The sequence below is a fragment of the Arcobacter sp. 15-2 genome (assembly GCF_047159865.1).
Taxonomy (GTDB): domain Bacteria; phylum Campylobacterota; class Campylobacteria; order Campylobacterales; family Arcobacteraceae; genus JAIOSF01.
Genome location: NZ_AP038804.1, coordinates 2,163,060 through 2,186,178 on the forward strand (window position 1 = coordinate 2,163,060; position 23,119 = coordinate 2,186,178).

Consider the following 23,119-nt stretch of genomic DNA (forward strand, 5'->3'; position numbering starts at 1 on the left):
TTTATACATATTGTAACATTTAATATACAAAAAATAATATTTATTATTTTATAATAATAATTTTATAATTATCTGATATAATTTTTTGAATTTAAAAAAGGATATTAATGTATAATTATAAATTTAGATCAAGTTTGTTATCTGTTGCGGCTATTGCTGTTCTTTGTGGTTGTGGAGGTAATAAGTTAGATGTATTAGCTTATCCTGATAGAATAAAAACAAAAGTTTCTATACCTGATGTATGCATGCCACAATATAAATCTGCAATGCCCACAGTAGCTGTTATTGAATTTACAAATAACTCTACATTTGGTAAAGCTCAACTTAATGATACAAATTCTAAATTTTCAAGTATAAAAAAATCAGCAGCTGTTGCAGGTGTAGTTGCAGCCCCAACTGCTGTGGGAATAGGAATGGTTTCTGCTACAAAAATTGATTCTGACTCTAAAACATCTAATGTCCAAAGAGATGTTGATGCAAAATTATCATCTTCTATTACAGGACCTTTAGAGTCTATTGTTGTAAATTCTGGTGGTGCAAAACTATTTACAAGATCAGATATGGATAAAATTGATGCTGAATTAAAATTCCAAGATAGTGGTCTTGTTGATCCAGATTCTGCTGTTAAGTTTGGAAAAACTTCAGGGGTTAGGTATATTATAACAGGTTCGATTGATAATGTTGAACAAACATACAGAGATAATTCAAAAGCTGCAAATAGTGTCAATAGAATGACCTCAAGGTCAGACAATAGTGCCACAAAACTAGTAGGAGCGTTATTGTCTTTAGGTGCTTCTATTACTGATGGTATGCTTATTGAAACAAAAATAACTGTTAAGCTTTTAGATGTAGAAACTGGTAAAATTGTATTTAGTAAACAACTTCAAGACGATGTAAACATAGGTAAAATTAGACAACCAAATTATGATCAAGTAGTTGGTGGTGTAAAATCTGCAATATTAAGTTCATTACCTGCTTTAGAAGAAGAGTTGTCATCATATTTTGCAGTAAAAGGTTATATTACTAAACTTAAAGCAAAAGAGCAAAATATTATTGCACAGGTGAATGTTGGCAAAGAATATAAAGTTGTAGAAGATCAATTATTTAATGTCTATGAATTTGAAGAAAGTGAAGACCCAATGACAGGAATTATCACTTGTGATGTGATTGAAACAACAACAAAATTACGAGCATCACAGCAAATAACTCCAAAAACAACATGGACAACTATAGAAGAGGGACGATCAAGTTTTTTAAAATTAGGTCAATTAGTTCAAAAAACACATGAAAAGGCTGGTCTTGGAATTCCTAAATTTTAAAAATATCATTAGTAATACTTTGGTTTTAATTGTTTGTACAGGGTGTGTAAACACTCCAGTACTTAATAATAAAACAACCACAATACCTTCTTGGTATCTTAATACACCTGTAAATAACACACTGTTTATTTACGGAGAAGGTGAATCTCAACGAAGTTTAGAAGATGCTAAAAATAATGCTTTAAATAGTATGGCATCGAAGCTAGTGGTAAATGTTAAGTCTAGTATCTCTAGTACGACAGAAACATCATCTCAAAACAGATATTCTAAAAATATAAAAAGAGATATCAGAGTAAATGTAAACAATATAAAGTTTACAAATGCGAGTATAGAAAAAAGTGATAAAATAGCTAATAGTTTCTTTGTATTGATGAAAGTAAATAGAAAAGAACTCTTTACAAATAAGAAAAAAGAGTTTGATATAGTTGATTTTAGACTTCATAAAAAATACAACTCTTTACAAAATTTTTCTAAATTAGAGCAAATTCACATATTGCAAGATATTGTTCCTAGTATACAAAAAGCACAAGCACAAGCAGTTGTGTTAAATGCTATAAATAATCAGTTTGATCAAGCACCTTATATGGAAAAATATGATTCTTATATTGATAAAATTTCAGAATTAAAAGATAGCACAACTATTTTAATTAAAACAAATTCTAAGAAGAAGTATTTTGCAGATTCTTTAATAGATACATTAAATCAAAATAACTATAAAGCTTCATATAGTGCAAATAATAGTGATGTTGTTATATCGTTAAATAACAAAGTAAAGTACAGTATTGCAAGAGGTTGGAATATTGCAAAAGTAACAACGACAATATCTGTAATTGCAAACAAGAAAATTATTTCAAATCAAATTATAAAATCAATAGGGAGATCTTCAACTTCAAAAGAAAGTGCCTTAGAAAATGCTTCAGAAAGTTTTTTAAGTGATATTGAGAAAAAAACTTTAGATGCAGTAATTTTTAATAAATAGTTCTTAAGGAATGATAACCTTAAGAATATATGTTATAATACCCCAAAAAAATAGGGTAATATAATGGAATATTTTGATATTTTTACACATATTTTAGTTGTAATGAGTTTAGGTTGGTATATGATAACCAATCTTCAATGGTATAACTATAAACTTGAAAGAGTTATTTTAAAACATCACAAACAACAATGGCATATTGTCTATTTTGCAACTCCATTAGTACTTTTCTACATCCTTCCATCTTTATATTTTGATGTATATTTTTATCTACTCTATCTTACTAGTTTTGTGATTTGGAATAGAAATTTAGATAAACCAGTTGTTCTTACTAGTCGTGTAAAAAGGTTTTTAGCAATTTTACTATTTACTACATTTGCTATTGATGCTTTAGTTATGTTTTCAGAAACACCTGTTTATGGACTATTTTTACCACTTATTATTACATATGCTATTACAACATTATTAGAAAAAATGTTTTTTTTGAGTTTTAAAGCAAAAGCAAAAGAGAGATTAAAAACGATAAGAGATTTACAAATAATTGCTATTACTGCATCGTATGGGAAAACATCGATAAAAAATTATTTGTATCAAGTTTTAAGCAAAAAATTCAATGTTTATATGACTCCACGAAGTGTAAATACTATAGGGGGAATTGTTAAGGATGTGAATATAGATTTACCTTTAGATACACAAGTTTATATTGCTGAAGCAGGAGCTAGAGAGACAGGTGATATTGAAGAGATAGTAAACTTTATAGAGCCACAATATGCTATTATTGGTAGTGTAGGGGAGCAACATATAGAATATTTTAAAACATTAGATAATATTATTCATACTAAAATGGAAATTTTAAAGTCACCTAAACTTGTACATGGTTTTGTTCATGATAGTGTACCGATGCTTCAGTATGATACTATTACAAAATACCCTAGCAATCTAAATATTACAAGAAGCGATCTAAATGGTATCTGGTTTGATTTAAGTATAGATGGACAAACAGAACATTTTCATGCACCAATTTTAGGAAGTTTTAATGCTATAAACCTTACTTCTGTAATTTTGATGGCAAAAACTTTAGGTATGAGCCTCGATGAAATTAAAATTGCTTTGCATAATATGAAACCTGTAAATCATAGATTACACTTAAGCAAATCAAATGGAAAACTTATTTTAGATGATAGTTTCAATGGAAACCTAGAAGGTATGTTAGAAGCTGTTCAGATAGCTTCAACCTATGAAGGACGAAAAGTTATAATTACTCCAGGTCTTGTTGAGTCGACGATGGAAGCAAATGTTGAATTTGCAAATGCTATTGATGAAGTATTTGATATTATTATTATTACAGGTGATCTAAATGCAAAATTATTTAATAAGGTTATTGTAAAACATAAACCAATTTTTTTAGAAAATAAATCGAAAATGCAAGATATACTTTTAAAAGAAACTCAAATGGGTGATTTGATTTTATTTGCAAATGATGCACCAAATTTTATTTAAGAGGATGTAATTTCTTCTTTACGCTTTTGGGAATTTCTCCCATTCGTAATTCTACTTTTTTTAAAAAATTATTTTTTTTATCATATTTATTTGCTATTAGTATCATTTTTTTACTATCAAAAGAGAGTGTTTTGAAGATAAAACCATTCTCCTCAAAATGAATTTCTGTAATCATTGTAGTCCTTTTTGTATTTATACTGCAAGTTTAGCATTTTTTAAATAACTACTTGCTATAATCCAAATCTAAAAGCCAGTGTGATGGAATGGTAGACTTAGGGGATTCAAAATCCCCCGCCTTATGGGCGTGCCGGTTCGAGTCCGGCCACTGGTACCATTTAAAATTTTCCTAGTCGTATAATTTATCAACTAACATAAAATCAGGACTAAAATTTTTTTATTCAAGTATAATATAATTTATGATATTTATACTTTATCCACATCAACTTTTTCAAAATATTGAGAAATTGCAAAACAAAACAGTGCTTTTAATAGAAGAGCCTTTATTTTTTACTCAATATAGTTTTCATATACAAAAGCTAGTACTTCACCGTAGTAGTATGAAGTATTATGAAGAATATCTTAAATCTTTTGATATAAATGTTATATACTTTGAAGATGAAAGTTACCTTCACATTTATAAAGATTTCCAAATACATATTTATGATGTAGCAGATGATTGGCTTTTTAAAAAGATAAGCAATAATTTTAATAACCTTACACTTATAGAAAGTCCCAATTTTTTGAATGCAAATGATACAAATAAATTTTTCCATAAATACTATATAAATAGAAGAAAAGAGTTATCATTGTTTATAGACAAAAATGGAAAACCATTTGGTGGTAAATGGAGTTTTGATATAGAAAATAGAAACAAACTACCAAAGAACCATTGTGTGCCAGCTGCACTTTGTTATGAGAATAGATTTATTGATGAAGCAAAAGAGTATTGTAAAAAGTTTAAAAGTATTGGAACATGTAAAGAGTTTTATTATCCTATTACTTTTGATGAAGCTTTAGCAAATCTAAACTATTTTTTACAAAATAAGTTTTTACATTATGGAGAGTTTCAAGACTCCATAGTAAAAGAAAAAAGCTTTTTGTATCATTCAAATATTTCAAGTAGTTTAAATATTGGTTTGTTAAGTTTAGATGATGTTTTACAAAGTATATCAAAATATGATGTTCCATATAACTCAAAGGAGGGGTTTATTCGTCAAATTATTGGTTGGAGAGAATTTATGTATACAATATATAAAAGCAGTCATATATCACTGCGTACTTCAAATTATTTTCAATTTATAAAAAAAATGCCAACAAAAATAATATCAGGTAAAAGTGGTCTGCTTCCTGTGGATGACAGCATAAATAAACTTTTAAAAACTGGCTATAACCATCATATAGAAAGACTAATGATTTTGGGTAATATATTTGTACTACTAGAGATCATTCCAGATGATGTATATAGTTTTTTTATGGCAAATTATATTGATGCATATGACTGGGTAATGGTTGGAAATGTATATGGTATGAGTGGCTTTTCTGATGGTGGAAGTATAACAACAAAACCTTATATAAGTAGTAGCAATTATATAATAAAAATGTCAAATGATTATAAAAAATCGGAACTTTGGAGTATGATATGGGATGCTTTGTATTGGCGATTTTTAGATAAATATCAAGGTTTATTGAAAAATAATCACAGAATGAAAATGCAAATTGCTCTTTTAAATAAAATGGATATCAATAAACTGAAAACACATAAATCGATAGCTGAAAAATTTATTGAATCTTTAGAGTAAATTTGAGACTTTTACTCTCGATGTTCCAAAGTATGAGCAACATTTTTTTCTACAATATTCTCTTTTGTATACTGCTTTAATAATTGTTCAATTTGTTCTTTGATCATATAATTTTGATTTTGATCAAAAAATTTGTAAAAACCAAATCTTTCAATAATAAAATAATCAATCTCATCTAAAATATTCTTACCATCGTCTTTAAACATAAGCTTTTTGTTTTGAAGGTCTTCTATAAGTTGGTTTTTTTCTGCTATTGTATTGGTTTTGTTTTCAATAGCATAAAGAAGTATTTCTCGTTTTTTATAAAGTTCTTCCGTTTTTGAAAAGTTTGGAAGCATTGCAGTTTTGAGCTCCTCTTCTATAAACTTATCTGCATAGTATACAAACTTAGCATAAGTCACAAATCCTTTTTTCTTTACTATTGCATCTTTATCTACTGTTATAGCTTCAAGGAGATATTTGAGTTTATTGTCATCAATCTTTTCAATTCTGTCAATAGTAAATTCTTTATGAAAATCTTCGTTAAAATCAAACATTTGATTTGTAATAATTCTGTAAAATTCTTGTTGCTTTTTAGTCATTTTCAATTACCTCTGCTATATCAATATTTTCATCTAAAAGATACTTTGCTTCTTGTGTATCTACCCTAAACAACAAAATCTCATCTTTATTAAAATCTGGATGGGGCATTTTTTTCCATGCAAGTTTGAGTGTTCCATCATTTGTTTTTATATTAAATTGATGTATATCTTTCCAATAATATTGTTCCATCCAATTAATTTTTGCATCAAATTCTAACCAATCTTTTATTTTATCACTTAAGTCTTTAGCTTTTCTAAAATCCCATTTATAATCAGCTTTTTCTTTCTGTTTTACTGTTTGTTCTTTTGGTGCTTTTGGAGTAAACTTTTTATGATTTATACACCAGTTTTCCCACACTTTGCTCCATGAAACTTTGAGGTCTCCATTTGAAATATAATGGTTTTTAAATTTTGTAAATTCTAGTTTGATATGATCTTTTGGTATATGTTTTTTTGCAGTTTCCATCATCTCTTTGTCTAAAATTATATTTTCATCAATTGTAGTTTTTACAAGATGATTTTTATATTTATTTTGATTCAGAACCCATCTTTTCCAAACAGCTTCCCAGTCAGCATTTGTTGTTGATTTGCTTTGATAATAAAGTTTGAAATCCTCAAAAACATCATCAATATTTTGTAAAAATTTTGATTGGGCAAATTGTTTCATCTCATAAGAGAGTGCAAAATTATTTGGAATAGTTGTATTTGTTTTGATATGAGATTGATTTATCGTGGTATTTGAAGATAATCTTATTGTATCGTTAGAAAGAACTGTATCTGAAGATTTTCCTGCACATAATCCAAATGTATTATCAAAATCATTTTCTAGATCATTGTTATTTGATGTATGGTGAAATGGGATATTTATTTTTTCTTTTTTGATGATAATAGTATCTAAAATATTTTCTACTATAGAGTTGTATTTAAACCTTAGTTCCATATCATTCATAGATAAATCTAATGAATTTATTTCATTGGTAAATTTATCTATTATTTGAGATTTTAAGTCTTGCATAGGGTTCTTATAAAATTAGTTGAAAAGATTTGTAGGGCTATTTTTTAGTCTTTGTACTTCAGCCCCAATATCATTTTGTCTCATAAAGTGTTCACCTATTAAAAAAGCATCAGCTCCTGCCTCACTAAGTTCTTTTATGATATTTTGATCATTTACACCACTTTCTGCTACTATAATTTTACCATTTGGTATCATAGGAATTAGTTGATGACAAAGATTCATATCCATCTCAAATGTTTCAAGATTTCTATGATTTATACCTATGATAGTTGCTCCACACGCTATAGCTTTTTTTAAATCTTCTACATCATGTATCTCTACTAAAACTTCAAGTCCTAAATGAAGAGCATAATCATATAGTTCTTGAAGTTGCTGTTTACTTAAAGATTTTGCAATAAGTAGTATAAAATCAGCCCCATATACTAGAGCTTCAACAATCTGATATTTATCAACAATAAAATCTTTTCGTAACAATGGAGTAGGGACATATCTTCTTATTTGAGTTAAGTATTCTAGGTTACCTTGAAAAAAATGTGGTTCTGTTAAAACTGAAATAGCATTTGCTCCGTTTTTACTATACTCTTGAGCAATAGCTAAAGGATCAAAATCTTCTCTGATGATACCTTTACTAGGACTAGCTTTTTTAACTTCAGCTATAATTCTGATAGGTTCCTCTTTTGTTGCTGTTAAAAACTTTTTTACATCTCTTGGTGGATATGGATTATGAGATAAACTTCTTCCCATCATCTCCAAAGTGATATCTTTTTTTCTTTTTTCTAAATCATATTTTGTTTTTTCTATTATATCGTCTAAAATCATCTATTTTGTACCTTTTTTACATTCTTTAATTGTGTTCCAATGAAATTTAATCTCTGCATCTTTTAATCCAGTTACACTAATAACTTTTCTCATAATATCTAAGGCTTTGTCACATTTACCAAGCTTGTAATATCCCCATGCCAAAGAATCAAGATAAGCAACATTATTAGGTGTAGTTTTAAGAGCACTTTTTATAAGTTTTATCCCTTTATTGATATTGATATTAAAATCAATTAATAAATAGCCATAGTAGTTTTGGTAACTTGCATTATTGATACCACTTGAAAGCGCTAGTTCAAAATTTGCTATAACATGTTTCATAACTTTTCGTTTATCTTTTGCTAGTTCAAACTCATACATTGCAATTTTTCCTAAAAGTTCAGGGTTTCTTGTTTTTCTATAGAGCTTACGAGTCATTTTTAATGCTTTGTCTAATTGTCCATCTTGATAATAAAGATTGATAAGTTTAGCATAGTCAATTTTTGTCTCTTCCAAATACTTAATAGCTTTTTTGATATCTTTTGTTTCTAAAAGAGTAACAATTAAGTTTTGTATAATTAGTGTAGTTTTTGCTAAATTTGGATCTTTTTTATATTTGATATACATTCTATTTAAAATAGATAACATACCATCCACATTGCCTTGCTCTTGATAGATAAGCATAAGTTTATCACATACAATTTTACTACACCCTTTTGTTTGTAAATAAGTTTCAAGGTATGCGAGTGCTACATCTTTTTGGTTTAGATAAGTATATAGTATGGTTGTTAGTTTTATAAGTGTTTTTTCATTTTGATTTATGGTGTAAGCACTTTCATAATATTTTAAAGAATTTTTATAGTCCTGTTTTGCATAAAAAACATTTGCAATTATTTCATAACTTGTAGCATTTGGATATTTTTTTAACAATATTTTGGCTTCTTTTAAAGCTTGTTTAGTTTTTGCTAGTGATAATAAAGCTATAATTTTTTGCTGAAAATAATACTCTTGATATTTAGGAAAAATTTTAATAGCTTTTTGAGATAAATCATACATATCTTCAAATTTTTTTGCTTTGTAACTATAAAAAATAGCTTTTTTTAAATAAGCTTGATTTTGGGTATCTTTAAAAAGTTTTGAGTAATATCTGAAACTATCAAGTGAGTTTTTCTTTTTTTCACTATCTAAAGCTAGCATAATATTTAGATCTTCTTTATATGATGGTGTAGCTTGAAGTGTAGAGATCGAAAAAACAAGGCTTAGTAGTATTATTCGACTATAGCTGGACATTCTTCTTTTACCTCTTTTATATTGTTTTTAAAATATTCCCAAAAAGGAAATGTTCTACATTGATTTGGTCGTGCATGATATACACCACATTGCTTTTTTTCTAAATCAAAAAAAACACATGCAAAACTATTTTGTGAAATTTGTTTTTCTCGAATAGAATATTTATATCCTACTTTAAATAAGTATTTTGCACCCAACTCTTGAACAGTTATATTCAATAACTCTGCAAGCTTGATACACTCTTCTTTTGTTATCCATATATATCCAGATTCACCTATACAGCAGTTTCCTTCACATGTGGCACATCTATTTTCATCAAATTTATAAGGATAATTTTCATTTTCTAACATAAGTGCGATTATATCTAATTAGCACTTAACATTTTTAATTTGGTGTAATATTCCTCGATTTCTTTATTGTTATGTTTTATTGCGCCTTTGATAAGTATTGTACACTTCTTATTTATCATTTCATTTATGAGTCTTTTGTATTCTGTATTTTTAAATTTTAACAGTGTATTGATACGATATGTATCCATCAATTTTGTAGTAAATGAAAGTTGATTTTGATGTCCTGCAATTTTTCGTATAAGTTTTTCATCTATCAAACCTAGCTCGTATTTATATAAAATACGAAGCCACAAATCATAATCTTCACAAGCGATTAAGGTTTCATCAAAATAACCCACATCTTTGAATACTTTTTTGTGAATCATCACTGTAGAAGCACCTATTAAAGTGTTTGGAATATTTTGTTCAAAACAAAATCCAGAGGGTTTGAGTTGGTGTTTTTTTTGTTGTATGATTTTATTGTTAAATATCCAAAGTTCATCGGTATGAGAAAATAAAATATGTTTATTTTTAGTATGAAAATTTACTTGTTTTTCTAATTTCTCTTTTTCCCAAATATCATCACTATCTAAAAAACATATCCAAGAGTTTTGAACAAGTAAAATACCGTGATTTCTAGCATTAGAAACCCCTTTGTTTTCTTGATAGATATATTTTATATTATGGTGTTTTGATGTATATATATTTACTATATCTTTTGTATTATCAATAGAACCATCATCTATGATAATAATCTCATCTGCTTTATAAGTCTGCTGTAAAACAGATTCAATCGTTTTACTTATTAGCTTTTCTCTATTGTAAGTGGGGATAATAACTGATATTTTCATTAGTATAAGATGTACTTTACATAGATTTTTATTTTTACTTTTTCGACAGGTTTTGGATAGTCTTGATACGCTATTCGAATAGTTTCTATTGTGTTACTATCTAGTGCTGTATAGTGTGAGCTATCTGTGATTTTCAATTCTGAAATATCTCCATTTGGGTGTAAATAAAACTCCACTACATTCATCCCTTTTTGTTTGGTTCGTATAGAGATACGAGGGTATTCTAAGTATCTTTGTGTGATTTTACCTATTGTATTTAAGTTTTGCTTTATATATCTTCTTTGATTTTCTGAAAATTCAAAATATTGTTCACCATAAAGTTTTATGTAACTTTGTGTTAAGGCAGGAAGTTTTTTAATCTCTTCCAACTCTTCTTGAATCTCCTGCTGTTTTTCTATCTCTTGATCTCTTTGTTCTATCTCATTTTGTTTTAAAGTGAAAAATTGTTTTAAATCCAAAGTCTCTTTTTTTACAATAGGAAGTTGAATAATAGAAGTGCTTTTTTTCATAACTTCTTGTTTTTGTGTTATTTTTTGGGCTTTTGTTTTTTTTGATGGTTGTTTTTTTATAACTTTTGCAGTTTTACTTGGAACTGTTTTTTTTACTTTTTTCTTAACTTGTTTCATCTTTACATATTGTATTTTAACTAAGCCGTTTTTGGTGGTTGTATTTTTTTTATTTGTTGTATTGATTTGTAAAGTACTATTTTGTAAACTCTTATCAATAGTAAAATAGAGCATATAATGTATAGCTAGAGAGATTAAAAAAGCTATAAAAAGTGTCTTTTTGAAGTTGTTCATTGTGGATTATAACTTGAAACGATATAAAATTTTATAAAATTGTTAAAAACTTATCAATAAGTGTTTTTATTTTAATTTTATCTTTATCTTCAATAATAAAATGTGCATTCATAGATATATCTGAAACATCGCCTAAAAGTATATTATCATTTGCATTTTTAAAAAGATGCACTTGTGAGCTCATCACTCCACCTATAGATATTTTTAATGAGTCGTTATTTAGTTTTTTTAAGTATCTTGAACCTCTTGAGAAACCTATATAAATCTTGGCATTTGGTATGTTATTACCCGATAGATTTTTATGTTCAGATTCAATGGTGATATAATTGTATCTTTTGATAATATTTATTATTGTGGTATTTATATTTTCATGTTGTTTGGGTGTACCTGAAGTTGGATTACCTTTGAAATAGATGACATCATAGTTTTTCATATTTAGTTCTTTGTTTATAATATATACTATAAACAAGACTTAATCTATAGATTCAAACTATATCTAAACTAACTTGAATTTATGATAATTAGATTATATAAAAGTATAACAAGTATTTCGTTATAATAAATAAAATATAATAAATATATAGGATTAAAATGTTTGATAAAAGTATAAAAGCATATGAAGAAGCAAAATCTGTTATTCCTGGTGGAGTTGATTCACCAGTAAGAGCATTTAGTGGAGTTTTAGGAACACCACCATTTATAGAAAGAGGTGAGGGGTCTTACCTTGTAGATATCGATGGAAATAAATACTTAGACTTTGTTCAAAGTTGGGGACCACTTATTTTTGGACATTGTGATAAAGATATTGAAAATGTAGTTTTAGATACTGTTAAAAAAGGTTTGTCTTTTGGAGCACCAACAGAACTAGAAACACAACTTGCAAATGAAATAATTGATATGTACGATAACTTAGAGAAGGTACGATTTGTGAGTTCTGGTACTGAAGCTGTTATGTCAGCTATCAGACTTGCTCGTGGTGTAACAGGTAAAGACGATATCGTAAAATTCGAGGGTTGTTATCATGGTCATAGTGATTCACTACTTGTGAGTGCTGGAAGTGGTATGGCTACATTTGGAGCTCCAAGTAGCCCTGGAGTACCTGCAGATTTAACAAAACATACTTTACTTGCTGAGTTTAATAATATAGCTCAATTAGAAAAATGTTTTGCAGAGTCTTCTGATATCGCTTGTATTATCATCGAACCAATCGCTGGAAATATGGGACTTGTTCCTGCAAGCGAGGAATTCTTAAAAAAATGTAGAGAACTTTGTGATGCAAATGGAGCTATGCTTATTTTTGATGAAGTTATGTCTGGATTTAGAGCTTCTTTAAAAGGCGCTTCTGGTATCGTAGCAACTACACCAGATATCGTAACATTTGGTAAAGTTATTGGTGCGGGTATGCCGGTGGGTGCTTTTGCTTCAAGAGCGGAACTTATGTGTCAGCTGAGTCCTGAAGGAAAGATCTATCAAGCAGGAACATTGAGTGGAAATCCTGTAGCTATGGCAGCAGGACTGAAGTCTCTTCAAAAGTTAAAAGCTGATGCTACTATTTACGATAGATTAAATGAAAAAGCTGTGAGATTAACAAGTGGACTAAAAGAAGTTGCACAAAAAAATAATATCGCTTTTCAAGTTGACACAAGAGGAAGTATGTTTGGATTTTTCTTTAATGATATTGTTCCTACAAATATGAAAGAGGTTGCTTCAGGTGATTTAGATAGATTTGCAAAGTTTCATAATGAGATGTTAAAAAGAGGTTTTTATTTTGCTTGTAGCCAGTATGAAACAGGTTTCATTTGTGACACAATGACAAATGAAGAGATAGATGCAACTATTAAAGCTGCAGATGAAGTGATGGCTGAACTTTAATCTAAAATTCTTATTTCATTTTGTTAAAAGCCTCATCTTTTTAGTGGGGCTTGTTTTATGACTAAAAATCAAATGGTGATTTAAGATACTTTTTCTCTAAATTATAAGGGAGATATACACTGCCATATCATCACTCAACTCTTTATTATGAATCTCTTTGACCTTTTGAATTTATATCTTTTGCTGAGCTCTTAAAGCCTGAATATTTTGGTCTTTTAGCCCATCCTAAATAAACTTGCTCCGTTCTATAACTATAATGTTTAAATCTTATCTTATCCCGTACAATTTCTAGTAATTTTTTACCCACCTGATACTCCTAATATATTTAGCATATTGTCAAATTATTAAGAAAAATCAATAATAATTTATCATTTTACATAAACAAAATCATATCAAAAATTAAAAAATATCCTTAAAAAAATGTCAATTTGCAATCTTTTTTATAGAAATACTTTAAATAAAGGTTTTATAAGACTTTTTATACCATACATTTAAAATGTCAAAATATCAAATAAATTAAGGCTCTTTTATATAAAATGTATAACTAATAAATAGTTAGCACAAAGGAAATATAGCAAAATGAACTTAGAAAATCTATATAAAATATATTTTAAAATATACACTAAAACAAATTTCTCAAATTTTAACTTTAACTATATATCTTCAAGATTTACAAAATTATATTTATACCTTTCAGCAATGCTTTTTATTTTTGGTGCAATATTATTTTCTTTTAACAATAATGAATATATCAGCAAAGTAGGTTCAATTCTAAACGGCTTAGTTTTTATGATTTTAGCATATTTATATTATGAAAAATACTTTAAAGAATTTAAAAAATCTTTTATGCAGTATCATAATTTAAAAGAAGAAAAAAATATTGATTATGTATTTTATGATGTATATGCAACTTTAAAATCTGATAATAATTTTATTAATAATAAAAAATTCTTATCAGATTTATCAGATATAGAAATTCATAAGAAAAACTTTTTTGATAACCCAATTGTGTTAATTATAGTGTCTATGCTCATTGCTATATTTGGAATAATTATTACAAATGTAACAGCTGAAACTTTAGTAGAAATAACAATAACACTAGTTTTAATTTTATTGGCATATAATTTCTTGTACACAAGAAGTCAACATTTCGGAAGAAATAAACATGATAGTTTTAAATTATTTTTATTAAAAATTGACTACTTTGAACATAATAATGCTAACAAAACACAGGAAGAAGAACAAGTTAATAGAGCGAAAATTATCGAGCTTTTAAATCTCGAATAAATAGAATTTAAAGACCAAACTATCAAGTCGTTTCGCCACTTGTCCTTCAGTACGGTCGTTATATCAAAGGTTAGCACAATACTCTAATTTTGAATATGCCTATTTATAAAAGTAAATTTGTAAATTTAAATTTTGGAGTTTTCATATGAGGTGTTTAACAAATAGATTTCCATTTGAATAATTTATTATCAAAGAGATAATGAAATAGTTATTTTAGCTGTTATGCAACTTAATAGAGAGCCAAACTATAGATAAAGAAGCAAAGCATATAGGAGTAAGATAAAAAATTCCTCAAAAATTTCCAGTAAAATACAGCAATAATTCATATATTAAGTGATAAATTGATATACTCCAAAAAGTAAATAAGGAGATAAAATGGTTAAACATTTAGTATTTTTTAAGTTATCAGAAGAGGGTATGGAACAACAAGATTTAATAGTTGAAAAACTAAACAATCTTAAAGAAGAGATTGATTTTGTAAGAGCATTAGAAGTTGGTGTGAACTTTGCAGAAGAAGAGAGAGCTTTTGATATTGCATTAACAGTTATCGTTGATAGTAAGGAAGCACTTCAGGACTATGCTAGCCATGAAAAACATGTAGAGTTTGTAACTTTTGTAAAATCGTTAGATACGCATACAAAAGTGGTTGACTATGAGATTGAAAAAGAGCAGCCGAGTAAAGAGTTTGGAAATGCAAGTATCATCAAAAAAGCAAATATCTATTTTGAAGGAAATGTTACAAGTAGAACAGTATATGAATCAAATGGAGAGAGAAAAACACTAGGTATCATGATGCCAGGAAGTTATACTTTTAGTACAGACGATGCAGAACATATGGAAATTATCGCTGGAGATGTTGAAGTAGAGATCAAAGGTGAAGAGGGTAATGTTGAGTATATTAAAGGTGGTGAATATTTTGAAGTACCTGCAAACTCAAGTTTTGATATAAAAGTAAATGAACCAACAGATTATTGTTGTACATATATAAAATAAGAAACTAAATTTTATGGAAAACAAAAATACAAACGAAGAGATAGCTATAGAAACAGAAAATGAAGCTAAGGTAAAACCTAAACATAAAGATAAACTTGAAGCACTTGATAATATGTCTTTAGGTATTTCAATTGCAGTTGCTATTGCTATAGGAGTTGGAGTTGGTTTACTTTTAAAATCATGGACAGGATATACATGGACTCTATGGGTTGGTATTGCTTATGGTGTTGCGGCAGCTATTTTAAATGTATATAAAGCATATAAAAGAGCAAAAAAAGACTTAGATAAATTAGCAGAAGATCCAAAGTATAAATATGCGATGGAAAATGGATATAAAAAAGAAGATGATGATTAAAAAATCATTAAAAATCTTTGCAATAGTTGATTTTGGTGTAGTTGTATTTTGTTTATTAGCTGGTCAAATGGATTGGCTTTTAAATACTCAAATTGCATTTTTTTCTTCATTAATAGTTACTATTGGCTCATATTTAGGGTATCAAAAAAATGTTCAAAATAGAGTTGAGGATCATGTAAATGAAGATGACAACTATGATGAAGTTGACAAAATGGATGATAAATATGATCTTTACTCACCTGAAGTTCCAGAAATAGAAATCAATGAAAACCCAACAAAAGAAGAGATAAAAGAAGCAATGAAGCCTATTAAACAAAATTATTTCGCTAATTTTAAATCTGGTTTTGCAGGGATGGCATCTTTGTATCGAATTTTTGGTTATGTAGGGTTAGTGATAGGATTTTTTTATCTAAATAATAATGGATATTTACATATATATTCATATATTTTAGGTTTTTTAATTGTTCCTATCTCTTCACTTATTATTAGTATATCTTTAAAAAAAGAGTACAATCTAAAGGAAAATGTATAACATGAAACAATATCTTGATTTATTAGATCACATCTTATCTAAAGGTGTAAAAAAAGAAGATAGAACAGGTACAGGGACTACATCTGTATTTGGATATCAAATGAGATTTGACTTAAGTGAAGGTTTTCCTTTAGTTACTACTAAAAAGACTTTCTTAAAAGCAATTATCTCTGAGTTATTATGGTTTATAGAAGGTAGTACAGATGAAAGAAGACTTGCAGAATTACACTTTGGTGATAAAGCGGAAAATTTAATAGGTAAAAAAACAGTTTGGACAGCAAACGCAGATGCACAAGGTAAAGACCTTGGATATGTAAACACTGATACTATTAAAGAATTAGGACCTGTATATGGAGCTCAATGGCGTTCATGGATGGGAACTGATGGTAAAGCTATTGATCAGTTAGCTGAATTAATTAACCAAATCAAAACAAACCCAGATTCAAGAAGAATGATTTTATCAGCCTGGAATGTAGGGGAGTTAAAAAAAATGGCATTACCACCATGTCATACATTCTTCCAGTTCTATGTGGCAGATGGGAAACTATCTTGTCAATTGTACCAAAGAAGTGCAGATGTATTTTTGGGTGTTCCTTTTAATATAGCTTCATATGCACTTTTAACTATGATGATTGCTCAAGTTTGTGATTTAGAAGTAGGGGATTTTGTACATACATTTGGGGATGCACATATATACTCTAATCACTACGATCAAGTAAACTTACAATTAAGTAGAAAACCGTTCCCAATTCCGACTATGAAGATTAATCCAGATGTAAAAAATATGGAAGATTTTAAAATGGAAGATTTTGAATTAGTTGGATATGAATCACACGAATCAATTAAAGCAAAAATGGCAGTCTAAAAGGCAAATATTATGAAAATTTCAATGATAGTAGCATACGGAAAAAACTGGGAAATAGGGCTAAAAAATCAAATGTTATGGCATATAAGTGAAGATTTTAAAAACTTCAAAACCATCACAAGCGGACATCATATACTTATGGGAAGAAAAACATTTGAATCAATAGGAAAACCACTCCCAAATAGAATATCAATAGTATTATCTAATAGTGGTTTTGAGTGTGAAGGAGTTCACACTTTTAATGATATACAAAAAGCACTCAACTTTGCACGAGAAAATGCAGAAGAAGAACTCTTTATAATAGGTGGTGCCAATATCTATGAAACTATGTTTCCTTATGTAAATAAAATGTATTTAAGTGAAGTCGATTTTGAGGGAATTGCCGATGCTTTTTTAAAAGAGATAGACTTCTCATCGTGGGATCTAACAGAAGAAAAAACACACGAAGCTATCATCGTTGATGGAAAAGTAAAAAGTCCAGCTTGGAATTTTAAGGTGTGGATTAAAAAAGATTGATTTTTATAAAATGTTGTTTTAGTACTGAAAACGGTGTTATACAACTAAAATGATTGGTAATAACTAGTTATGTTCAGGAGTAAAGTAAAAAAATGAGAGAATCTTTCAAAAAGAAAATTATTGAAGTTTGCAATAAAAAAATTGAAGCCAAAGGCTCAAATGTTGGACTATCATTTTATGCATTTTTTGCAAATGAAAATGATGACCCAGAATTATTAATGGAAGTTGCCCAATGGTGGATACTAACAAATAAGTTAGACCACTTTGAAAAAGCAATCAAAATAAAAGAAATGGTAGAGTAAAATTAACTTTTACTAACAATCAAACATAACAAAACACCGAAAGAGAACAAGTGACCCTGCGATTTTAAACCTTTATTAGTTATCATTTAGTGGTTATTCAAAGAAATAAGCAAACTGAAAAATGGGTCACTTGTCCATTGCTTCAGTCGTTATCTGATGAAATTTATATTTACTATTTTACTCTCATAACTCTATAAATAAAACTTAGATATAATAAAATTTATAATATCAAGGGTGCTTATGAAAACAAAACAAGAACTAATGGAAGACTTATTAACTAAGCTTAATATAACTATATCTACAAATTTATTTAATCCTCAAAATGGAACAATAACCAAAGATGGCTTACTTGAGATAAGTCATGGTATAACAAAATTAATCAATAAAAATTCAGATAAGCCAACAATTGTACAACATATAAATAGTCAATTAGGAACGCCTCCAGATACTGAACATATAGGTGATAATGGACAAATAAGTGCCAAATTTATTGAAGATATTCTTACATATTTACCAAAAGATTAATTAATATGGATACATTAATAACAACACAATATTTTAAAGAATATAGAAAAGAACTAGGCTTTACAAACCAAGGTGATGTTAAAAAGTTTTTTGCAGGAAAAGATATAACTCCTACCGTTGATTACAATTATATTAAATTATTAAATACTAGACTTATTGAAATAATAATAAAAATAAATTCATTAGTTTCAACAGATATTAACATACTAAAAATAGATGAATTTTGCACTGATAATGTAGAATTAGTTTTTAATAAATTAAAAGATAATGATATTATACAAAGATTGAACAATCAAGGAAGAAGACCAGAGCAAGTTTATTTTTCATGGATGAGAGGATATATTATCTCGAATTATTTCCTTAAAGCATTAAGTAAAATATTTGAAGTGAATCTTGAAGATATATCATTAATTGGGGATGATGACTTAGTAAATATTGAATCATTCAAAAGAACACCAACAGCAGATTTAGAAGTTACATTAAAAGATGGTAATAAATTAAGAATTGAAGTACAATCTGGATTTGTCGGTGTAAATGATATCAAACAACATAAAGTTTTAGAAGCAAAAAGAATTTTTGAAACAAAGAGAATATCTTCATTAGGAATTCATTTTGATTTATTTAATGGGCAAGTAGCATTTATTAAACTAGATGAGATAGAAGATGATAGTGTAAACTGGATTACAAGACAACAGATGGAAGGTCAAACTGTTTTTAATATAGACCAAAACTATTTTACTTGGAAACTGACAGAAACTCCACCTTCATTAAACGAAATATTTGCAGATTAAAAATGATGAACAAGAAATTTAAAGTTTTAGACTTATTTGCAGGAGTTGGTGGGCTTAGTTATGGTTTCGCTCATGATAATAATTTTGAAATAATAGCCGCAAATGAACTTTTACCTGATATGGCTAAAGCATATTCGTTAAATCATCCAACTGTTAAGATGTATAATCGAGATATTAAAGACTTTGGACTTAAAAATCTTACAGAAGATTTACAAATAAAAAAAGGTGATATTGATTTAATCGTTGGTGGCCCACCTTGTCAAGCATTTTCAACTGTTGGAAAAAGATTAATTGATGACCCAAGAGGTCAATTATTTCAAGAGTATTATAGAGTTCTAGAAGAATTAAACCCAAAAGTGTTTTTATTTGAAAATGTTAAAGGACTTTTATCAATGCAAAAGGGGGAATTATTAAAAACAATTTTATCACTTTTTGAGTCTTTAGGATACAAAGTTAAATACAAAGTTTTAAATTCAGCAGATTATGGTGTACCACAAATTAGAGAAAGAGTGATTATAATTGGTACAAAATTAAATCAAGATTTTGAATATCCAAATAAAACCCATTGTAATTCAGATGATAATAATATTTTTAACCAAGATTTAAAACCATATTTAACGCTATCAGAAGCTATAAGTGATTTACCATTTATTAAAAGCAATGAAGAAAGTTTTGAATATAGCAGTAAATCAAATAATGAATTTCAAAGATTAATGAGAAAAAAAGCACCTGAAAGACTAATGGATCATAATTCACCAAAAAATAATGAAAAATTAGTGAAACTTATGGAATGTTTACCTGATGGTGGAACACCACTAGATGCACCTGAAGAGTTAAGACCAACAAGTGGATTTAAAAATACATATTGTAGATTATGGTGGAAAAGACCAGCACCTACAATTACCAGAAATTTGAGTACTCCATCATCTTCAAGATGTATTCATCCAAAAGCACCACGACCATTAACAACTAGAGAAGGTGCAAGAATACAATGTTTTCCAGATAGCTATATTTTTTATGGCTCAAGAAGTTCGAAAAATTTACAAATAGGAAATGCTGTACCTACTTTTTTATCAATAGCCTTGAAGAATTCAATAAAGAAGCACTTAGTAACAGATAACAATTCGTTGGAAAAGAACAAGAGTACAGAGCAAAAGATTGAGCTTTTAACTAAGAAAGCTAGTTAAATCTAAAACCAAATTTTCACTTGTAAATATCCCTTCTCTTTCAACTCAACCGTTAGACAGCAATTATAAATACTAATTTGTATTTATTCTTTGAGAAAGAGACTAAATTATTATTTAGTCTCTTTTTTTGTTGCAGTAGTTGTCTTTTTTACTGCAGGTTTTTTAGCTGCAGTTGTTGCTTTTTTAGCAGGAGTTTTTTTCACTGCTGTAGTTTTCTTTTTAGCTGTTGTAGCTTTCTTTGCAGGTGCTTTTTTAGCTGCTGCTCCTCGTCTACCTTTAACTGGTTGGTTTTTAATAATCTCTTTTACTTCATCCCAATTTAAAGCTTTAATATCTTGCTCATCTAACTCTTTTGGAAGTTTATAGTTTTTCTTTTTCGATTTGATATATGGACCATATCGTCCTATTAAAATTTGTGTTTCTTCTTCTGGAAAGTCTTTTAATAATGCTTTTGCTTTTATCTCTTTGAGTTCTTTGATTACTTCCAAAGCACGAGGAAGTTCAACTGTATACGGATCATCCTCCTTTAGTGAAAAATATTCAGATTTGATTTGTAAATAAGGACCAAATCTACCTATATTTACTTTTATATCATTTCCATTTTCATCTTGTCCTAAAACTTTAGGAAGTTGTAATAATACAAGTGATTCTTCCAATGTTATATTATTTACACTTATTGTTTTAGGAATAGAAGCTATTTTTGGTTTCTCTTCATCCTCTTTTGTTCCACATTGTACATACGGACCATATTGTCCTACACGCGCTGTGATTGGCTTTTTAAGCTCAGGATGTTCCCCTAACTCTCGTATGTCTGAAAATTTAGCACGAGGCGCATTTTCTGTTTTATCATCTACATTTTTAACAAATGGTTCATAAAACTCTTTCATAACATCTTCCCATGCCATCTCACCATCAGCAATTTTATCAAACTCTTCTTCTACATATGCTGTAAATCCAAGACTTACAATGTTTTCAAAATGCTCAACTAAAAAGTCGTTTACAACTGTACCTATTAAAGTTGGTTGTAGTTTTTTATCTTCTGTTTTTATTACATATTCTCTTGCTTGAATTGTGGCAATTGTTGGAGCATAAGTAGAAGGTCTTCCGATACCTTCTGCTTCCATTTTTTTAACCAAAGCAGCTTCTGAGTATCTAGCAGGTGGCTTAGTAAAATTTTGTTCTGTTATAAGTTTCTCAAGATTTAAAACTGTACCTTTTGAAATAGTAGGTAAAATCTTTTCTGTATTATCTAAAGCAGCTTCAGGATCATCACTTCCCTCTGTATATGCTTTCATAAATCCTGCAAATACTATTCTTGTTCCTTTAGATTGAAATTCATATTCTTTGTTTGCGCCAGCTGATATTTTATATGTAGTATTTGCTACTACTGCTTGTGCCATCTGTGTTGCTATTGTTCTTTTCCAAATAAGGCTATAAAGTCTGTATTGACTATGGTCTAAATATGGTTTTACATCACTAGGTTTCAGTGCCAAATTAACTGGACGAATCGCTTCATGGGCTTCTTGAGCACCTTTTGCTTTGCTTTTATAGTGTCTAGGTTTTGCTAATGCATATTGATTTCCATATTCACTAGTAATAACTTCTTTTGCAGCACTTGTAGCAAATGAAGATAGATTTACACTATCTGTTCTCATATATGTTATGAGACCTCCAGTATGACCTGGAATTGTAACACTACCCTCATAAAGTTGTTGGGCTACTATCATTGTTTGTTTTACACCAAAACCAGCTTTTCTACTGGCTTCCTGTTGTAAGGTTGAAGTTGTAAAAGGAGGAGCAGGATTTCTTTTACTCTCTTTTTCTTCTATATCCTCAAGTATATATTGACCCTTATTACAAGAGTCTTCGATAATTTTTGCTTCTGCTTCATTATTGATTTTTGCTATTTTATTATCGATTTTTGCTAAGTCTGCTTTAAATTCTGGTGTATTAAATTCTGTTTTTACTTTCCAAAATTCTACAGGGATAAATGCTTCAATCTCTTTTTCTCTATCAACTAAAATTCTAACTGCAACACTTTGCACACGACCAGCACTCAAACCATATCGTACTTTTTTCCAGATTAGAGGAGATAGTTTATATCCTACTGCTCTATCTAAAATTCTTCTTGCTTGTTGCGCATCAACTAAATTTTGGTCAACATCTCTTGGGTTTGCTAAAGCTTCTAAAATTGCTTTTTCTGTAATCTCATGAAAAACTATTCTTTTTAAAGGATTCTTTTCTATTTTTAGTGCAGGGATAAGATGCCAAGCAATTGCCTCACCCTCCCTATCCTCATCGGCCGCGAGGTAAATAACAGTGTCTTTTTTGATCTGTTTTTTTAAATCAGCTATTACTTTGCTTTTATCTCGAGAGACCATATACTGAGGTTTGAAGTTATCTTCTGGATCAAACCCAAGTTTTGATTTAGGAAGATCTCTTACATGACCCATAGATGCCATGACTGTATAGTCTGATCCTAAAAATTTCGATATTGTTCTAGCTTTTGCAGGTGACTCAACTATCACTAAGTTTTTCATAGATTGCCTTAAGATTTGTGTTTTATAAATCGAATACTAACATAAAAAAATTTAATTTAAATTAATTCTATATTAATATAGTACTTAAATAAGTTT

At 28.5% G+C, this 23,119-nt stretch carries 26 protein-coding genes, 1 tRNA gene and 1 pseudogene; 17 read left to right on the plus strand and 11 right to left on the minus strand.

Going from position 1 to position 23,119, the window contains the following annotated elements; genetic code table 11:
• The first annotated feature begins 107 nt into the window (after nt 1–107).
• The 3 genes from ACMCMH_RS10835 to ACMCMH_RS10845 all read left to right on the plus strand — a co-directional run bounded on the left by ACMCMH_RS10835 (nt 108) and on the right by ACMCMH_RS10845 (nt 3,795).
• Entirely contained in the window at nt 108–1,319 is a 1,212-nt protein-coding gene (locus ACMCMH_RS10835; RefSeq protein ID WP_412725463.1) for a CsgG/HfaB family protein, read from the plus strand.
• The gene (locus ACMCMH_RS10840) at nt 1,300–2,298 is read left to right on the plus strand and encodes an LPP20 family lipoprotein (RefSeq protein WP_412725465.1); all 999 of its coding nucleotides are present in this window, start codon (nt 1,300–1,302) and stop codon (nt 2,296–2,298) included. Before ACMCMH_RS10835 ends, ACMCMH_RS10840 begins: the two co-directional genes overlap by 20 nt.
• Nucleotides 2,299–2,361: 63 nt before the next feature.
• On the plus strand, nt 2,362–3,795 hold the full coding sequence (locus ACMCMH_RS10845) for a Mur ligase family protein (RefSeq protein ID WP_412725467.1): 1,434 nt from the start codon (nt 2,362–2,364) through the stop codon (nt 3,793–3,795).
• On the opposite strand, the gene ACMCMH_RS10850 is transcribed toward ACMCMH_RS10845, so the two are convergent.
• A complete protein-coding gene (locus ACMCMH_RS10850) occupies nt 3,788–3,970 on the minus strand; it encodes a hypothetical protein (RefSeq protein ID WP_412725469.1) in 183 nt (60 codons plus the stop codon). The two genes, ACMCMH_RS10845 and ACMCMH_RS10850, sit on opposite strands and share 8 nt — an antisense overlap.
• Before the next feature lie 74 nt (nt 3,971–4,044).
• On the opposite strand from ACMCMH_RS10850, the gene ACMCMH_RS10855 reads away from it, so the two are divergent.
• Together ACMCMH_RS10855 and ACMCMH_RS10860 are read left to right on the plus strand one after the other, a co-directional pair.
• Nucleotides 4,045–4,129: transfer RNA gene (locus tag ACMCMH_RS10855), tRNA-Leu, on the plus strand.
• 82 nt (nt 4,130–4,211) lie between these two features.
• Nucleotides 4,212–5,594: a cryptochrome/photolyase family protein gene (locus ACMCMH_RS10860; protein ID WP_412725471.1), complete on the plus strand. Its 1,383-nt coding sequence runs from the start codon at nt 4,212–4,214 to the stop codon at nt 5,592–5,594.
• Between the two features lie 11 nt (nt 5,595–5,605).
• Here ACMCMH_RS10860 and ACMCMH_RS10865 read toward each other — a convergent pair whose 3' ends face one another.
• The 8 genes from ACMCMH_RS10865 to ACMCMH_RS10900 are packed head-to-tail and all read right to left on the minus strand — an operon-like array spanning nt 5,606 to nt 11,691.
• A complete protein-coding gene (locus ACMCMH_RS10865; protein ID WP_412725473.1) occupies nt 5,606–6,175 on the minus strand; it encodes a hypothetical protein in 570 nt (189 codons plus the stop codon).
• The gene (locus tag ACMCMH_RS10870; RefSeq protein WP_412725475.1) at nt 6,168–7,190 is read right to left on the minus strand and encodes a hypothetical protein; all 1,023 of its coding nucleotides are present in this window, start codon (nt 7,188–7,190) and stop codon (nt 6,168–6,170) included. The genes ACMCMH_RS10865 and ACMCMH_RS10870 overlap by 8 nt, the downstream gene beginning before the upstream one ends.
• A 15-nt stretch (nt 7,191–7,205) precedes the next feature.
• Entirely contained in the window at nt 7,206–8,009 is an 804-nt protein-coding gene (trpC, locus tag ACMCMH_RS10875) for an indole-3-glycerol phosphate synthase TrpC (RefSeq protein ID WP_412725477.1), read from the minus strand.
• Complete coding sequence (locus ACMCMH_RS10880; protein WP_412725479.1) at nt 8,010–9,278, minus strand: hypothetical protein; 1,269 nt, start codon at nt 9,276–9,278, stop codon at nt 8,010–8,012.
• A complete protein-coding gene (locus ACMCMH_RS10885) occupies nt 9,257–9,628 on the minus strand; it encodes a YkgJ family cysteine cluster protein (protein ID WP_412725481.1) in 372 nt (123 codons plus the stop codon). The genes ACMCMH_RS10880 and ACMCMH_RS10885 overlap by 22 nt, the downstream gene beginning before the upstream one ends.
• Nucleotides 9,629–9,642: 14 nt before the next feature.
• Nucleotides 9,643–10,458: a glycosyltransferase family 2 protein gene (locus ACMCMH_RS10890; RefSeq protein ID WP_412725483.1), complete on the minus strand. Its 816-nt coding sequence runs from the start codon at nt 10,456–10,458 to the stop codon at nt 9,643–9,645.
• Nucleotides 10,458–11,258: an energy transducer TonB gene (locus ACMCMH_RS10895; RefSeq protein WP_412725485.1), complete on the minus strand. Its 801-nt coding sequence runs from the start codon at nt 11,256–11,258 to the stop codon at nt 10,458–10,460. The genes ACMCMH_RS10890 and ACMCMH_RS10895 overlap by 1 nt, the downstream gene beginning before the upstream one ends.
• 31 nt (nt 11,259–11,289) lie before the next feature.
• Nucleotides 11,290–11,691, minus strand: a complete 402-nt coding sequence (locus ACMCMH_RS10900) for a hypothetical protein (protein ID WP_412725487.1) — start codon at nt 11,689–11,691, stop codon at nt 11,290–11,292.
• 158 nt (nt 11,692–11,849) lie between these two features.
• Between ACMCMH_RS10900 and hemL the strand changes: the two genes are divergently transcribed.
• Nucleotides 11,850–13,130, plus strand: a complete 1,281-nt coding sequence (gene hemL / locus ACMCMH_RS10905) for a glutamate-1-semialdehyde 2,1-aminomutase (protein WP_412725489.1) — start codon at nt 11,850–11,852, stop codon at nt 13,128–13,130.
• Between the two features lie 145 nt (nt 13,131–13,275).
• On the opposite strand, the gene ACMCMH_RS10910 is transcribed toward hemL, so the two are convergent.
• Nucleotides 13,276–13,437 carry a hypothetical protein gene (locus ACMCMH_RS10910; RefSeq protein ID WP_412725491.1) on the minus strand — a complete coding sequence of 54 codons (162 nt, stop codon included), beginning with the start codon at nt 13,435–13,437 and terminating at the stop codon, nt 13,276–13,278.
• Between the two features lie 272 nt (nt 13,438–13,709).
• Between ACMCMH_RS10910 and ACMCMH_RS10915 the strand changes: the two genes are divergently transcribed.
• From ACMCMH_RS10915 to ACMCMH_RS10965, 11 genes and pseudogenes are all read left to right on the plus strand, one after another.
• Complete coding sequence (locus ACMCMH_RS10915; RefSeq protein WP_412725493.1) at nt 13,710–14,417, plus strand: hypothetical protein; 708 nt, start codon at nt 13,710–13,712, stop codon at nt 14,415–14,417.
• A gap of 417 nt (nt 14,418–14,834) precedes the next feature.
• Nucleotides 14,835–15,014, plus strand: a pseudogene (locus tag ACMCMH_RS10920) (Dabb family protein); the annotation flags it as partial.
• Between the two features lie 60 nt (nt 15,015–15,074).
• Nucleotides 15,075–15,410 (plus strand): pyrimidine/purine nucleoside phosphorylase, encoded by a 336-nt coding sequence (locus ACMCMH_RS10925; protein WP_412728024.1) that lies wholly within the window; start codon nt 15,075–15,077, stop codon nt 15,408–15,410.
• Nucleotides 15,411–15,423: 13 nt separating this feature from the next.
• Nucleotides 15,424–15,765, plus strand: coding sequence for an AtpZ/AtpI family protein (locus ACMCMH_RS10930; RefSeq protein ID WP_412725495.1), 342 nt, complete (start codon nt 15,424–15,426; stop codon nt 15,763–15,765).
• Nucleotides 15,758–16,297, plus strand: a complete 540-nt coding sequence (locus tag ACMCMH_RS10935) for a hypothetical protein (protein ID WP_412725497.1) — start codon at nt 15,758–15,760, stop codon at nt 16,295–16,297. The genes ACMCMH_RS10930 and ACMCMH_RS10935 overlap by 8 nt, the downstream gene beginning before the upstream one ends.
• Complete coding sequence (locus tag ACMCMH_RS10940) at nt 16,290–17,162, plus strand: thymidylate synthase (protein ID WP_412725499.1); 873 nt, start codon at nt 16,290–16,292, stop codon at nt 17,160–17,162. Before ACMCMH_RS10935 ends, ACMCMH_RS10940 begins: the two co-directional genes overlap by 8 nt.
• 12 nt (nt 17,163–17,174) lie before the next feature.
• A complete protein-coding gene (locus tag ACMCMH_RS10945) occupies nt 17,175–17,678 on the plus strand; it encodes a dihydrofolate reductase (protein WP_412725501.1) in 504 nt (167 codons plus the stop codon).
• Between the two features lie 92 nt (nt 17,679–17,770).
• The gene (locus tag ACMCMH_RS10950; RefSeq protein WP_412725503.1) at nt 17,771–17,980 is read left to right on the plus strand and encodes a DUF6500 family protein; all 210 of its coding nucleotides are present in this window, start codon (nt 17,771–17,773) and stop codon (nt 17,978–17,980) included.
• A 240-nt stretch (nt 17,981–18,220) separates the two neighbouring features.
• Nucleotides 18,221–18,505, plus strand: coding sequence for a hypothetical protein (locus ACMCMH_RS10955; protein WP_412725505.1), 285 nt, complete (start codon nt 18,221–18,223; stop codon nt 18,503–18,505).
• 5 nt (nt 18,506–18,510) lie between these two features.
• On the plus strand, nt 18,511–19,296 hold the full coding sequence (locus tag ACMCMH_RS10960) for a restriction endonuclease (protein ID WP_412725507.1): 786 nt from the start codon (nt 18,511–18,513) through the stop codon (nt 19,294–19,296).
• 5 nt (nt 19,297–19,301) lie between these two features.
• On the plus strand, nt 19,302–20,483 hold the full coding sequence (locus ACMCMH_RS10965) for a DNA cytosine methyltransferase (RefSeq protein WP_412725509.1): 1,182 nt from the start codon (nt 19,302–19,304) through the stop codon (nt 20,481–20,483).
• 110 nt (nt 20,484–20,593) lie between these two features.
• Here the strand turns inward: ACMCMH_RS10965 and topA are convergent, their stop codons facing one another.
• A complete protein-coding gene (gene topA / locus ACMCMH_RS10970; RefSeq protein WP_412725511.1) occupies nt 20,594–23,023 on the minus strand; it encodes a type I DNA topoisomerase in 2,430 nt (809 codons plus the stop codon).
• Nucleotides 23,024–23,119 lie beyond the last annotated feature (96 nt).

What these genes read in the sequence shown, in the direction of transcription:
- ACMCMH_RS10960 (WP_412725507.1), top strand. Translation starts at nt 18,511, where the DNA reads ATGGATACATTAATAACAACACAATATTTTAAAGAATATAGAAAAGAA.
- ACMCMH_RS10940 (WP_412725499.1), top strand. Translation starts at nt 16,290, where the DNA reads ATGTATAACATGAAACAATATCTTGATTTATTAGATCACATCTTATCT.
- ACMCMH_RS10930 (WP_412725495.1), top strand. Translation starts at nt 15,424, where the DNA reads ATGGAAAACAAAAATACAAACGAAGAGATAGCTATAGAAACAGAAAAT.
- ACMCMH_RS10865 (WP_412725473.1), bottom strand. Translation starts at nt 6,175, where the DNA reads ATGACTAAAAAGCAACAAGAATTTTACAGAATTATTACAAATCAAATG.
- ACMCMH_RS10965 (WP_412725509.1), top strand. Translation starts at nt 19,302, where the DNA reads ATGAACAAGAAATTTAAAGTTTTAGACTTATTTGCAGGAGTTGGTGGG.
- ACMCMH_RS10935 (WP_412725497.1), top strand. Translation starts at nt 15,758, where the DNA reads ATGATTAAAAAATCATTAAAAATCTTTGCAATAGTTGATTTTGGTGTA.
- ACMCMH_RS10900 (WP_412725487.1), bottom strand. Translation starts at nt 11,691, where the DNA reads ATGAAAAACTATGATGTCATCTATTTCAAAGGTAATCCAACTTCAGGT.
- ACMCMH_RS10845 (WP_412725467.1), top strand. Translation starts at nt 2,362, where the DNA reads ATGGAATATTTTGATATTTTTACACATATTTTAGTTGTAATGAGTTTA.
- topA (WP_412725511.1), bottom strand. Translation starts at nt 23,023, where the DNA reads ATGAAAAACTTAGTGATAGTTGAGTCACCTGCAAAAGCTAGAACAATA.
- ACMCMH_RS10880 (WP_412725479.1), bottom strand. Translation starts at nt 9,278, where the DNA reads ATGTCCAGCTATAGTCGAATAATACTACTAAGCCTTGTTTTTTCGATC.
- hemL (WP_412725489.1), top strand. Translation starts at nt 11,850, where the DNA reads ATGTTTGATAAAAGTATAAAAGCATATGAAGAAGCAAAATCTGTTATT.
- ACMCMH_RS10860 (WP_412725471.1), top strand. Translation starts at nt 4,212, where the DNA reads ATGATATTTATACTTTATCCACATCAACTTTTTCAAAATATTGAGAAA.
- ACMCMH_RS10850 (WP_412725469.1), bottom strand. Translation starts at nt 3,970, where the DNA reads ATGATTACAGAAATTCATTTTGAGGAGAATGGTTTTATCTTCAAAACA.
- ACMCMH_RS10870 (WP_412725475.1), bottom strand. Translation starts at nt 7,190, where the DNA reads ATGCAAGACTTAAAATCTCAAATAATAGATAAATTTACCAATGAAATA.
- trpC (WP_412725477.1), bottom strand. Translation starts at nt 8,009, where the DNA reads ATGATTTTAGACGATATAATAGAAAAAACAAAATATGATTTAGAAAAA.
- ACMCMH_RS10945 (WP_412725501.1), top strand. Translation starts at nt 17,175, where the DNA reads ATGAAAATTTCAATGATAGTAGCATACGGAAAAAACTGGGAAATAGGG.
- ACMCMH_RS10955 (WP_412725505.1), top strand. Translation starts at nt 18,221, where the DNA reads ATGAAAACAAAACAAGAACTAATGGAAGACTTATTAACTAAGCTTAAT.
- ACMCMH_RS10835 (WP_412725463.1), top strand. Translation starts at nt 108, where the DNA reads ATGTATAATTATAAATTTAGATCAAGTTTGTTATCTGTTGCGGCTATT.
- ACMCMH_RS10950 (WP_412725503.1), top strand. Translation starts at nt 17,771, where the DNA reads ATGAGAGAATCTTTCAAAAAGAAAATTATTGAAGTTTGCAATAAAAAA.
- ACMCMH_RS10895 (WP_412725485.1), bottom strand. Translation starts at nt 11,258, where the DNA reads ATGAACAACTTCAAAAAGACACTTTTTATAGCTTTTTTAATCTCTCTA.
- ACMCMH_RS10890 (WP_412725483.1), bottom strand. Translation starts at nt 10,458, where the DNA reads ATGAAAATATCAGTTATTATCCCCACTTACAATAGAGAAAAGCTAATA.
- ACMCMH_RS10885 (WP_412725481.1), bottom strand. Translation starts at nt 9,628, where the DNA reads ATGTTAGAAAATGAAAATTATCCTTATAAATTTGATGAAAATAGATGT.
- ACMCMH_RS10915 (WP_412725493.1), top strand. Translation starts at nt 13,710, where the DNA reads ATGAACTTAGAAAATCTATATAAAATATATTTTAAAATATACACTAAA.